This window comes from Pseudoalteromonas sp. A25 (assembly GCF_009176705.1).
GTDB lineage: Bacteria > Pseudomonadota > Gammaproteobacteria > Enterobacterales > Alteromonadaceae > Pseudoalteromonas.
On the sequence record NZ_AP021846.1, the window covers coordinates 2,061,406 to 2,074,397 of the forward strand.

Here is a 12,992-nt window from a genome sequence, read left to right on the forward strand (position 1 = left end):
ATTTAGCAAACACGCTTGATTCAGTGAACAAGTCGCTATATATTAGCCGCCGTTGCTTTGCAATACAGTACGACCGTAGCTCAGTTGGTTAGAGCACCACCTTGACATGGTGGGGGTCGGTGGTTCGAATCCACTCGGTCGTACCAAAACAACTATACAACCGTAGCTCAGTTGGTTAGAGCACTACCTTGACATGGTAGGGGTCGGTGGTTCGAATCCACTCGGTTGTACCATCTCTTCTGTTTAACCTCACTTAACAGCCTTGGCAAATACCGCAGGTGGGCTAATCTAAGTTGCTCATCGTAGAACCAGTTTGACTCGCCAATTACCAAGCAATTAATAGTTCCGTGATTTAGTTATTCTAATTTAGATTTTTAACGAAGCTAGCGCCTGGTCTAAACCGGTCAAACACAATTATATTATTGCACCGATAATTATACCAATTTTATTAATACATTGCTCATTCTAGCGAGCTAAATAACTCATTAACTGCGTTAAATATTTCTCATGTAGAATAACTACATAGCGAAATATTTGCCTTGTTACTAAGCCATTTATCTGTCGCAATATCTGATCACAAATTTAATGCAATTGGTATTAACATGCTTTTTAAACGAAGCGGGTATAGTTGTTCACCCTTTAAATGTGTGCCAAGACCTATTCATTGGCATAGAATAAAGTGGCTGTAGCAGAGTTATACTATCTGTAAAAAAAGCAGCCTACAGGCTGCTTATTAAATGTTTACTATTAAAACTAAGAGACTCTTATCTTTTCAAGGTTAAAGTGTAGTTACCTGAGCCTGAATAAGAATATACAGTAATACGATAGTAGCCACTTGATGCTTGATAGGTGATGGCTTCATTTGATGTAGGCGTTTCAGAAATCGCGGCTTGAGTCCAACGACCTCCCTGCCATACCTCCAGTTTTAGGTCAAAGTCAGCTTCATTTGGACCTTGTAAAGTCATATCCAAAGTGCCGCCCGAATACTGGAACCAAGTGCCGTTTGGTACGATAGCTTGCTCTTTATTCGCTAAGTAACCCGTATAAATTTCGCCATCATCACTATCATCACCCACCACTTTAAATGACATAGTTTGTGCGGGGTCGCTCACTTGACTTATCGACAAACCCGAACGGCTGCCATTCCACCAAAGTGAATTAGTACCCTTAGAGCTTTGTGCATTAGGTAACGCCGATGAAAACTCACCTGCTACATCGTATAAGTCTGATGCATCCCCTCGATTAATATTATTTTCTGGGTCTCGATTGCCATCTGCATGCTCCATTTGAATGTAAGGATACCACTCATTAGAGTTATTACCCGCTCGGTCAACGTGCCAAATAGCGAGGCCCTCATCTTCTTGCTCAGAGTTTTGACCTGAGCGGTGAATTGCCTCAATGTAAAACGCTTCATTTTGGTTGCTTGGATTAGTCCACTTGTATGATGTATTAGAGCCAGATGTATGCGTTAATATGCCGCTTGGTGCATTGCTATTTATTGCTGGATTGAGCTCGGTGACAGTGTCCCACCCTGCCAAGTTTCTAAAATGTGCGACCGGCGGTGTTGGTTTAAAACGGTTTGTTTCGCCAATCGCCCCGTATCCCATAACACCAAAGCTGGCAACGGATCCCTCAGAGCTACCATCATAGTCATATAAATCTGGCCAGTTTGTAATTAAATGCCCTGACTCATGTACAAATGTACCAATCGCTAACTTGTCACGCATATCTGTAATTTGATAGCGGTCCGTACAAACACCATCCGCACAAAACCTGGGGCTTAATGCAGCCATGTGTGGCCAAAGACCTTTTGACCAACTGCTATCTGAATTACCCGCATAAAAGATATTTAAACCTTTGATCTGACGATTAGCGTTAACTGACAAACTTGAAAAGTCAAAGCCCTGCGTATATTCGAGCCAATTGAGTGCTTCTTTAATTAGCTCTTGTGAGCGAACCGTTGAGCTATACCTATCATCTGTATAGTAAGATTTATTTCGCTTTGCGGTGTAGTACGCTGTAACCGTATTTGTGTAATCTAACTTGCCACCTGAGACACTGTTGAAATAACCACGCACAGACTGTGCATTGCCAAACTCTGTATAATTCAAGTCATTCAAGAATGATTCGACTTGTGACTGACTGATAGTGCCTGGAAAGTCTGGAAAATCAATGATGATAGTCAACCCTTTAATCTGTCCTGTGCTTTGGGTGTCGACATCACTTAACGTGCTTAACATACCATTAGCTTGCAAAGGTTTATCACCAAACATTCTTTGCTTGGCTTGCTCCACTTTCTTTTCAATTGCACTTTGACTTAGCGTTAAAGCCGCTGCTTTTGTTGTTTTACCCAGTGCAACTTTATTGCTTACCAACACCCCTGTTGATATCAAGTTTTGCCCGTCACTTGAAACCTCTGCGTAAGCCAAACCATTTTTATTTTCATCAAAGACCACTAAACGACCGTCTTGAGATCGTTGAAAAGCAAAGTAATCGTTTCCTTCTAAGCTAATACTAACCACTTCACCGTTTGGTTGTGTGTATTCATAGTTATGGTCTTTATAGGGAATTGCTGCCTGAGATAAGCTACTAAAAATAACTAATGGCGCTAGCGCCAATTTATTAAACCGATACATGTTGTGTTCCTATTACAGTTGTATAGAAACATATTATTAACATCAAAGGGGCACATCTTCAACATCTAAAGGTGTTCAATCTGTTCATTTATAGAACGGTTTGTACCTATATAAACAATCCTTATGCATTTTTTAACGCCGGTGCAAAACTGTATAGAGAGTAAATAATATTGGTCTAATTTTACTTTTATATTTGCAATAAAAAAGGCCGTACAAGACGGCCTTTGGTTTAAGGTTAATTAATCTTTTACTTTGGCGTAGCAGTTACATTTAGTGTAATACCGCTTGACGCTCTGTAGCCGTAAATATCAATGTACCATTTGCCAGCTTGTGGGTTTTGCATTGAACAAGACTCGTTATTGCTGCTGCTTTCTGACTTACAGTCGTAGCTAGACGTTGTAGATTGTGCACCACGCGTTACAAACAAGTCTGCATCACCACTACCACCAGACGTTGATACATTCAGATCTGAATAGCCATCAACCAAGTCGAGCGTGAAGCGAGTCCAACCACGACGAGAAACGCTAATGCCAGTTTCAGTTATATCAATTGGTTGCGCGCCTGGGTTTGTTGTTCCACCGTCAGTGTAGCTTGCCACTAGAGACACGCCAGAAAATGCACTATAGCCTTTAACCATTACTTGATAAGTGCCACCAGATTTAGTTAGGTTACAGCTTTCGTTGTTACCACCTGCGTATGGACGACATTCAAAATTTGAATCACTCGGTTTTGAACCAAATTGTGCATAAAGGTCCGCATCACCTGTACCACCGCTCATGCTAACTTTAACATCAGTCGCGCCAGCTGGAACTTCAAAAGTGAATAGCAATTCTTCAGCTTTGGCACCAGAAAGATTTGTCTTAGCAACACCGTTTACTAATTCGTTGCCCACCGGAGGTTGTACCGGACCACCTGTTCCATCACAGCCTTTCTCTGTGATGAAGTCGATTGCGTCTTTAGTTTGAACTAAGCCATAACCAAACTTAACGTCACGACCAGTCGCACCTAAGTCTTGGGCTGTAGCAGTTAGTACTGCACGGATCTGGCTCGCTGTACAACTTGGGTGGTGGCTCCATACCAACGCTGCTACACCGGCTACGTGTGGTGACGCCATTGATGTACCGCTCATCAAGCCATAGTTACTTGGGTCTAAGTTAACTGATGCAGTCATACCAATGTTGTTTAGCATTGTTGCGCCATCAGAATCGCTAACTGTTACGGCAGGGATAGTTGTTTGGTTTGTATCGCCAAGCGTACCACCAAATGAACCTGCCGCATTGTTATAAATGATGGCACCCAAACCGCCACTGTCTTCGCAGTTTTTAACTTTATCATGGAAAGAAATGTTACCACGTTGGATTAAACATACCTTGCCACTTGCACCAGTATCGATAGACTCACCAGTTGCAAAGTTATATAGAGGTGCATTCGCATTGCCTTGGTTTTCCATGCCATTAGAGTCATATGATTGACCAGCAACAGACAGAGATACAATCGTACCTAAGCCCTCAGGGTATGCAGAGTTAACATCCACACCTGGCGCTGCTATCTCAACTTGACTGTTCTTTTGAGAGAAATCAGCAAGTGCTTTATTACTATCAATGGCTGCCACTGACATAACAGAATCATACGACGCTGGGTAGCTCTCAATGTCCGTAGTATTCGTGGGTACACCATCGTTACCAGCTGCAGCGATCAGTAACATACCTGCATCCGCAGCAGCTTGTATACCATTACGCTCAGTAATACTTGAACCCTCACCACCTAAACTCATGTTAACAACATCAGAGCCCGCAGCTTGACACTTATTAATTGCATCAACTAGTTCTGAAGAGTAACCCCAACCCGCTGCGTTGAACACTTTAATGATGTGCATTGAAGGGTCTGTACCAATCACGCCACGCACACCAATACCATTGTTAAGCGCTGCGATTGTGCCAGCTACGTGCGTGCCATGAGGTCCGCCATGCTCGTACCAATTGCCAGTACCAGAATCGTTAGTGCCCGAGATTGTGTCGCCACGTGCACCCATATCTTCATGAGGAAGGTCTAAACCTGAATCAATAACACAGATTTTTTTACCACCGCTTGCAGCCGATGCGACCGAGTCGTCGACTAAGTCAGCTTGTACCATTGAAATTCCATATGGTTGAGATTGCGACATTAAACGACGTGGTAAATCTTCCTCTACATACTCAACTTGAGTGTCGTTACGTAACGCCATAAGCTGAGTTTCGCTTAATTGAGCAACAACTGCATTTAAACTTGCTTTAAATTGCGCATTTTGAACACCTAAAGTTGCCATACGGTTAGCGGCCATTTGCGGCATGCTATTAGAATCTTGCATAGCAACACCCATCATCGCCATTTCGTTATTTTTGTATTTCACAATGTAACGTTTTGGTAACGGCGATTCTGATTTGTCCGCCACTTGTTTAAGTGTAGATGCCTGTAATGATGCAGAAACCGCAAGTGATAGCAGTGTAGTTGCAAAGATTGCTTTATTAGTTGTTACTTTCTTCATTGGAATAATCCATGTTTGTTATTATTTTCGTAATGAAATGTATCAAAAAACAAAATAATTAACACAACAAGTTACAACCCATTGTAAAGAATTGTTAATGAAACTGTCATAAAAACACAAAAAACCAACACAAAGCAACAACTTAAAAATAAAACACCGTTACAGAAATAAATAGAATAAATAACTTTTTATGTTAAAAATAAACAGAAAGTACCGATTAAAACAACAAAAGACCTCAAGTTTGTATATGAACATTTGTTTCAAACAAGCAATAATTACCTTATAACGCCACATAAAAAGCTAAACTATTCAATTCCGATCCTCATGATTGAATAGCCAATTCTTTGCGGCAACGTCTCAAAAAGTTTTTACCATGACGTAAACCGAGTAAATAGTCATATTGTAACATTTGATTGGAAGAGCCTAGCACCATACTTTGTAAAGGTTGGGTTGGCGCAATCTGGATAACGTTTACATCACTCGGAGGGTTATTCATAAACTCGAGCGCTTCATTATAGCGAGATTGGTGATAATGGTATAAATCAAGCATTTTTTGAGATTGCTTAAGCCTACTCATTAATGGTTTTAGCCTCTCTAACAGTGGCATATGTCCGTTATGGTGCTGCTCAAATGTCCTGATCACTAGAATTTTTTTAGCGCCTTGCTCATATGCCCATTTCACTGGAATGGGGTCTGCGACCCCACCATCCATGTAATTTCGCCCAGCTATATTAACGCCCCCTTGATATAAAAAAGGAATAGCACTAGATGCTTTTAAATGTTCAAGCATATTCTCATGCCAAGTATGAAGGTATTTTGGCTGAAGTGTTTGTGCGTCAGTTGCAACGGCATAAAAATGGTTATCTTTATCTAGGTTATTAGGATCTGTTAAAACTTGTAACTTGGGACTATGGCGAACTTGTGAGAAATACCAATCTAAGTCAATCACTTTGCCATCGGTAAAAAACTTGCTCGGTTTAAAAAACGTTTCGTCTGTAGTTAATTGCGCAATGGCTGTATGAGCACACTGTTTGGCTCTAGCAGAATACGCTGCTAGATTTTGAGCACCCGCTGACACCCCGACTTTTAAATCAAACGGCCAAAAATTTGCTTCTAAGAATGCATCTAATACGCCCGCCGTAAAAATACCTTTTTGCCCCCCTCCCTCTGCTACTAATGCAAACTGGGGTTCATGAGCACGAACAGATTCAGTAATATTTAGCGAAAGCTCTGCTTGCATATTGGGCCCTTTTATTTATTGTAAGTCAGTGATGGTGCTTAATGATTTTTGAATATACCGGCCAGTGTGACATGCTTTTTTATCGTTTTGCTTGGCTTCCCCCAATTTCTCCTTCGCTGAGGTTAGCTTATGTAGCATGTTCTTAGGCGTATTTTTATGCGCTGCCAGATATAGCTTGGCGCTGAGTTCAGGTACATCGAGTACTAATTCCCACTTGTTTTGCGTACCCATTGCCCGAGACATTTGCTCAACAAAGCTCTGCGCACCAAACAAATAATCAATTCTGCCTTTCTCTAGCAAACCACCCGCTTGGTTTAAACTGCTCAGAGTAACTAATTTATCATCTTCGAATCCCTGCGCTCGCAAAAACTCTAATGACGGCTGCGCCACACCGACACCCACAACATATTGCTTTAAGTTATCTAGCGAATAGGAAGCAATATTTTGTGTGTTTTCAACACGCTTATAAAACCCAACATTAAGATCACATAAAGGCATAAGCCAGTGATACAACCCTTCCCTTTCAACAGTTCGAGCAATGGAATAGATCAAAGCCCCCTGTGAGCCTTCAAACTGTTGCTTAGCACGGTGCCAAGGTAGAAGGTAGATTTTATAGTCTAACTTAGCTTTTGCCATTAAAGCTCTTACCATCGCAGTTGCATGTCCAACGACCACACCGTCAACATCTCGGTATTGATAAGGTGGGAAGTGCTCTGTATATATATCGACTGCACCTATTGAAGGTTTACTTTGAATCACCGATGCTATCCCTAACAAAATCCACACAAGAGATCTCATCATCGTTTTACCGCAGCTCTTTTTGTTGAGTATAACGCATCAATCGAAATACACGGGGTTTTAAAGTCACGCGACCCCTTATATAAGTATGTTCACTCGCACAAAATTCAAGCTGTTACTACACTAAAAAAAATAACATTATCATGAGGTATTTATGATAGTTCGCGCAGTGTTCATACTGTTAAATGTATTTTACGCCTCCATAAGTATTGCACATTCTAGTGATGCACATTTGCGTGTTGTTACCGAGCACTTCCCGCCCTATCAGATTGTAAAAAATAATGAAGTTACTGGAGGTACTGCCTATAATGTTGTTAAAGCAGTATTAGAAAAAGCAGGCTTACATGCACACATGGAAGTTCTGCCTTGGGCAAGAGCCTATGAAATTGCTTTAAAACGTCCAAATGTCATCATATTTTCAATTGCAAAAACTCCGGAGCGTGCCCCTTTGTTTCATTGGTTATATAAACTTGGCAAGCTTGAGTTTCGCTTTTACTCATCTAACAAAAACAAACAAATACGAATTGACAATATGCTTGATGCCAAAAAATATATTCTTGCTGCTGTGAGAGGGAGTTATGAAGCAGATAAGCTCTTATCATTGGGATTTAGGTTAGATACCAATTTGATCTTAGTTAATGACTTTTCGCATGCCTGGCGCATGGTTGATAAAGGTCGTGCAGAGGCCATTTATGCATCACATATCCCCCCAAAGGTGAAACACAGTAGCTTGCATGGTTACAATCAACACCCCACCGTATACGAACATCGCTTTTTATATGTTGCTGCCAGTTTATCTACATCACAAACAACGCTTATGACACTTAAAAATACTTTTGAACAACTCAAAAAAAGCCAGTAACACGCTAGGTGCCACTGGCTTATCATTGTTTAAAAGTATATCGGGCTATAAAACAATCACTATAAACCAGCTTTACTGGAGCGAGCTTTGTGTAACTTTTTATAGCTGTCGATCAAGCGTAAGTGCTTATCTAGGCCATCTAGATTCATGTTTGTTTCGGTTAAACCATAAAAACGTGTCTCACCCATCACCGAGCCCACAACATTTTCCATCACTTCACCGCCAAACATGCGTTCAAAGCTTGCAATAAAGTCGTCTAACTGTAGCTCTTCATCTAGCTCTACTTCGAGTACTGCATGCACAGCCTGGTAAAACAAACCGCGCTCTACCGTGTTATCATTATACTGAAGGAACGATTCAACCAAATCTATCGCCTCTTCCAATTCTCCAAGCGCTAAATAAATTAAAATCTTCAGCTCAAGAATTGTTAACTGGCCCCACACGGTGTTTTCATCAAATTCAACGCCAATTAGCGTAATAATATCAATGTAGTTATCTAGTTGGCTCTCTTCTAAGCGCTCTACTAAACGCGCTAATTGGTCATCGTCTAATCTATGTAAGTTAAGAATATCTTCTCGGTATTGCAGCGCTTTATTAGTGTTATCCCAAATTAGGTCTTCTACTGGATATACCTCTGAGTAGTCAGGCACTAGAATTCGACAAGCAATGCCCAAATCTGAGAACTCTGCAACATAACACTCTTTGCCCAAATCTTTTAAAATATTAAACAACGTGTCACATTCTTCCTCGTTGGTTCCTGAGAAGTCCCACTCTACAAATTCATAGTCATGTTTAGCACTGAAAAAGCGCCATGAGATCACACCTGTAGAGTCAATAAAGTGTTCTACGAAATTTTCGGGCTCTGATACTGCCATACTATTAAATGTTGGTTTCGGTACGTCATTCAACCCTTCAAAACTGCGCCCTTGCAATAACTCAGTTAAACTGCGTTCAAGTGCAACTTCAAAGCTTGGGTGAGCACCAAACGAAGCAAAAACACCACCGGTTTTTGGGTTCATCAATGTCACACACATTACAGGAAACTGACCACCCAACGATGCGTCTTTAACCACGACTGGAAAGCCTTGATCTTCTAATCCTTTAATACCCGCAACAATGCTCGGGTACTTGTTGAGGATCTCAGCTGGTACATCCGGTAAAACAATCTCTTGCTCAATGATCTGACGCTTAACCGCTCGCTCGAATATTTCAGATAAACACTGTACCTTTGCTTCGTTAAAATTATTACCCGCACTCATACCGTTACTTAGAAACAAGTTTTCAATTAAGTTAGATGGGAAATAAACCGTCTCACCGTCAGATTGACGAGTATAAGGAATAGAACAAATACCGCGCTGCGCATTACCTGAGTTAGTATCAATCAAATGAGAGCCTCGCAGCTCCCCTTCAGGGTCATAAATTTCTCGACAGTAGCCATCTAAAATACCTTCAGGGAGTGAATCATCTTCTTCTAACTTAAACCATTTTTCGTTTGGATAATGAACAAAGTCACTATTAGCTATCTCATGACCAAGAAACTGGTCATTGTAGAAAAAGTTACAGTTCAAGCGCTCAATAAACTCTCCCAACGCCGAGCATAACGCGCTTTCTTTTGTTGCGCCTTTACCGTTGGTAAAACACATTGGTGATGCGGCATCACGAATATGTAAAGACCAAACGTTGGGCACTATGTTACGCCAAGATGAGATCTCAATTTTCATACCGAGCTCAGCCAAAATGCTGGTCATATCGGCGATTGTTTGCTCAAGCGGTAAGTCTTTACCTTCGATAAACGTTGTTGATGCGCCATCTGGCGTAGTCATCAACATGGCTTGCGCGTCTTCATCCAGATTTTCTACGGTTTCAATTTTAAATTCAGGACCAGTCTGTACGACTTTTTTAACCGTACAGCGGTCAATTGAGCGCAAGATACCTTCGCGGTCTTTTTCAGAAATACGCTCTGGTAGCTCTACTTGAATTTGAAAAATTTGATTGTAACGGTTTTCAGGGTCAACAATGTTATTTTGAGACAACCGAATACCTTCAGTGGGGATCTCTCGTGCATTACAATATACTTTAACAAAATAGGCAGCACACAAAGCTGATGACGCTAAAAAATAATCAAACGGACTAGGCGCTGAGCCATCTCCCTTGTAACGAATAGGCTGATCGGCAATTACCGAAAAATCATCAAACTTGGCTTCTAATCTCAAGTTATCGAGAAAGTTAACTTTAATTTCCATTACATGGTCCCATGTTTGTGCTGATGTATAAAAAGTTTAAAATATTGACGACATCAGGCTGTAAAACTCATAGCTGAGATTATCTGCTTTTTCACGTCAATAGTCTTGGGTTAACTGAAAAAAGCGTTATTTTAACAGTGAAAACTTAATAAAAGGGTGAAATTTGTCAATTTTTACAACTCATGTGTTTTTTAGATGTTTTTATCAACACTTAAACAAAACGTGCATAGGGCTTATTCACTATTCGTACCTTGCAAGTTAAATGCATTTTTAAGGGAAATGATGACGTTTTTAGATGTCTTTAAACTCGCAACCACAAACAATTCATGAGTATCATTTATAGCAGATTGTCTTTTGTATAAATGAGCACGCGCTTTATCCGTTTTTTGAGTGGGAATATGTGAGGCAAATATTGTGTCTACCCTGCCCTTATCAAGCATTTGCCAAGCGCTCGCCATATCAGCCACCAACACCAAATTTTTGCCAACTTCAAACCCTAAGTTCGTGAGTTTGCTTTCTTCATAGCTGCCTCTAATGGCTACCGTGGTATACAAAAGTGCTTGCTCCATGCTCGTCAATTGTAAACTCGGTTTATCGAGCGTATAAAAGTCATAATTCAACGTAGTTAATTTAAATAACCAATGAAATAGGGGTGCTCGTTCTGGTGTTTTTGCCATTGAAAACAAAATGGTGTTGGGCTGAGTCAAGGTCATTTCATATGCGCGCGCCCATGGCACGATTTCAATAATAGGTTCAAAGCCAGCTAGCTCCAGCGCATTTTTTACAGTGGTAACAGCGCTACCAGCAAGTGTGCCATCGGGTTCAACTATCGTATATGGTGCAAAGTGCTCTGTGTAAATATGCAGTCGAGTACGTTCAGCCAGCAAGCTCAATGGCATACATAGCACCACAACACAAAGTAAACCTACAAAGGAGCGCACCATAAAGAATTTACATAACCTCATTTTTCATTAAGTTTAGTTATGCCTGCTATGAATGCCAAATTACGCGGCCAGTGGGCGTTGCAAATGCAATGAACTAGATAGTTTATACACTGTTTAGATTTCAACAGCCTTTTGAGGTCATACTCACTTCCAATATATCTTAAACACATTAGGTTTTACCCTTCCCCTCACAATATGCGACAATAAGCGCTGATTTTTTGCTAATACAGTTATCTAATAACAACGAAAAGCTGACTTAACATAATGAACGTGAAAGGTTTAAGCCCTCTATGGCAACACAAGAACAAGGCCTAACTGGCCCTACTATCTATTGGCACGATTACGAGACTTTCGGTGCGTCCCCGCAAAAAGATCGACCGAGCCAATTTGCAGGTATTCGTACCGACCTTGATTTAAACATTATCGGCGAACCTTTAATCGAGTATTGCAAGCCCGCCCCAGATTACTTGCCTCAGCCAGAGGCCTGTTTGATCACTGGGATCACCCCGCAACATGCCCTCAAGCATGGCTTAAATGAAGCCGAGTTTATGGCCAAAATTCATGCTGAATTCAGTCGTCCAGATACCTGTGTAGCAGGTTATAACAGCATTCGATTTGATGACGAAGTGACGCGTTACAGCTTATATCGTAATTTTTATGACCCATATGAACGAGAATGGCAAAATGGCAACAGCCGCTGGGATATTATAGATTTGGTGCGCGCTTGTTATGCGCTGCGCCCTGAAGGCATCGAGTGGCCATTAAAAGATGACGGTACGCCAAGCTTTAAACTTGAACATTTAACCGTTGCCAATGGTATTGAACACAGTGCGGCACACGATGCACTAAGTGATGTGACTGCAACCATTGCGCTGGCTAAGCTAATTAAAGAAAAACAGCCTAAGCTGTATCAGTTTTTCTTTGGATTGCGTAACAAAAAAGCGCTGTTGGATATGGTCGATGTGTACAATATGCAACCGCTGGTTCACAGCTCATCGCGCATTCCAGCAAGCCAAGGCTGTACCACTTGGGTCGCCCCAATGAGCTTTCATCCAGTTAATAAAAACGCCCTGGTGTGCTTTAACCTAACGCACAGCCCACAAGTACTACTCGATTTATCGGTTGAGCAATTGCGCGAACGTTTATATACCAAACATACCGACTTAGCAGAAGGTGAGCAACCGCTTGGTTTAAAGTTGGTGCACGTTAACAAGTGCCCAATACTAGCACCCGCCAAAACTTTGCTGCCCGAAAATGCCGCTCGTTTAGGTATTGATAGAGCGCAGTGCTTAGAGCATCTTAAAGTACTGAAAGCACATCCCGAGCTCAGAGACAAAGTTGCACAAGTGTTTAATGAACAAGGGGACTTTAGCGCAACAACCAACCCTGACTATCAACTATATAATGGCTTTACTAGCAAGGCTGACAAGGCTAAATTTGCGATTATTCGCCAAGCTCAGCCGCAAGCGCTTGGTACACTCAACTTAGAGTTTGAAGATGCTAAGTTTTCAACCATGTTGTTTCGTTATCGCGCGCGTAATTGGCCAGAAACACTGAGCCCACATGAGCTTGATGTGTGGCGCAAATACTGCCAAAACAAACTAATGCATGGCGAAGATAACCCTTCTATTAGTGCCGAAGACTTTATGCTGACACTTGAGAATTTAGTGCATGAAAACGAGGGCAATGAAAAAAACCTAAGTATCTTAAAAGCTCTATACCATTACGCTCAGAGCTTATAAGTT

At 41.3% G+C, this 12,992-nt stretch carries 8 protein-coding genes and 2 tRNA genes; 4 read left to right on the forward strand and 6 right to left on the reverse strand.

Features of this window, described 5'->3' with window-relative positions; translation table 11 throughout:
• Positions 1-69: 69 nt before the first annotated feature.
• Both GDK41_RS08745 and GDK41_RS08750 read left to right on the forward strand, forming a co-directional pair.
• A tRNA-Val gene (locus GDK41_RS08745) sits at positions 70-146 on the forward strand.
• A gap of 10 nt (positions 147-156) precedes the next feature.
• Positions 157-233 (forward strand) — tRNA-Val (locus tag GDK41_RS08750).
• A 531-nt stretch (positions 234-764) separates the two neighbouring features.
• Here the strand turns inward: GDK41_RS08750 and GDK41_RS08755 are convergent.
• The 4 genes from GDK41_RS08755 to GDK41_RS08770 form a co-directional block, all read right to left on the reverse strand.
• Entirely contained in the window at positions 765-2,636 is a 1,872-nt protein-coding gene (locus GDK41_RS08755; RefSeq protein ID WP_152086052.1) for a M6 family metalloprotease domain-containing protein, read from the reverse strand.
• A 247-nt stretch (positions 2,637-2,883) separates the two neighbouring features.
• Positions 2,884-5,160, reverse strand: coding sequence for a S8 family serine peptidase (locus tag GDK41_RS08760; RefSeq protein ID WP_152086053.1), 2,277 nt, complete (start codon positions 5,158-5,160; stop codon positions 2,884-2,886).
• Positions 5,161-5,482: 322 nt separating this feature from the next.
• Complete coding sequence (locus GDK41_RS08765; protein ID WP_232056438.1) at positions 5,483-6,400, reverse strand: patatin-like phospholipase family protein; 918 nt, start codon at positions 6,398-6,400, stop codon at positions 5,483-5,485.
• A 15-nt stretch (positions 6,401-6,415) separates the two neighbouring features.
• Positions 6,416-7,159, reverse strand: a complete 744-nt coding sequence (locus GDK41_RS08770) for a substrate-binding periplasmic protein (RefSeq protein WP_172971586.1) — start codon at positions 7,157-7,159, stop codon at positions 6,416-6,418.
• 193 nt (positions 7,160-7,352) lie between these two features.
• Here GDK41_RS08770 and GDK41_RS08775 point away from each other — a divergent pair, with 193 nt between their 5' ends.
• Positions 7,353-8,060 carry a substrate-binding periplasmic protein gene (locus tag GDK41_RS08775; RefSeq protein ID WP_152086055.1) on the forward strand — a complete coding sequence of 236 codons (708 nt, stop codon included), beginning with the start codon at positions 7,353-7,355 and terminating at the stop codon, positions 8,058-8,060.
• 59 nt (positions 8,061-8,119) lie between these two features.
• On the opposite strand, the gene GDK41_RS08780 is transcribed toward GDK41_RS08775, so the two are convergent.
• Together GDK41_RS08780 and GDK41_RS08785 are read right to left on the reverse strand one after the other, a co-directional pair.
• Positions 8,120-10,303 (reverse strand): OsmC domain/YcaO domain-containing protein, encoded by a 2,184-nt coding sequence (locus GDK41_RS08780; RefSeq protein ID WP_152086056.1) that lies wholly within the window; start codon positions 10,301-10,303, stop codon positions 8,120-8,122.
• Positions 10,304-10,536: 233 nt separating this feature from the next.
• Entirely contained in the window at positions 10,537-11,202 is a 666-nt protein-coding gene (locus tag GDK41_RS08785; RefSeq protein ID WP_172971587.1) for a substrate-binding periplasmic protein, read from the reverse strand.
• Positions 11,203-11,537: 335 nt separating this feature from the next.
• Here GDK41_RS08785 and sbcB point away from each other — a divergent pair, with 335 nt between their 5' ends.
• On the forward strand, positions 11,538-12,989 hold the full coding sequence (gene sbcB, locus GDK41_RS08790) for an exodeoxyribonuclease I (protein WP_152086058.1): 1,452 nt from the start codon (positions 11,538-11,540) through the stop codon (positions 12,987-12,989).
• Positions 12,990-12,992: the final 3 nt, after the last annotated feature.

What these genes read in the sequence shown, in the direction of transcription:
- GDK41_RS08755 (WP_152086052.1), bottom strand. Translation starts at nt 2,636, where the DNA reads ATGTATCGGTTTAATAAATTGGCGCTAGCGCCATTAGTTATTTTTAGT.
- GDK41_RS08760 (WP_152086053.1), bottom strand. Translation starts at nt 5,160, where the DNA reads ATGAAGAAAGTAACAACTAATAAAGCAATCTTTGCAACTACACTGCTA.
- GDK41_RS08765 (WP_232056438.1), bottom strand. Translation starts at nt 6,400, where the DNA reads ATGCAAGCAGAGCTTTCGCTAAATATTACTGAATCTGTTCGTGCTCAT.
- GDK41_RS08775 (WP_152086055.1), top strand. Translation starts at nt 7,353, where the DNA reads ATGATAGTTCGCGCAGTGTTCATACTGTTAAATGTATTTTACGCCTCC.
- GDK41_RS08780 (WP_152086056.1), bottom strand. Translation starts at nt 10,303, where the DNA reads ATGGAAATTAAAGTTAACTTTCTCGATAACTTGAGATTAGAAGCCAAG.
- GDK41_RS08785 (WP_172971587.1), bottom strand. Translation starts at nt 11,202, where the DNA reads ATGCCATTGAGCTTGCTGGCTGAACGTACTCGACTGCATATTTACACA.
- sbcB (WP_152086058.1), top strand. Translation starts at nt 11,538, where the DNA reads ATGGCAACACAAGAACAAGGCCTAACTGGCCCTACTATCTATTGGCAC.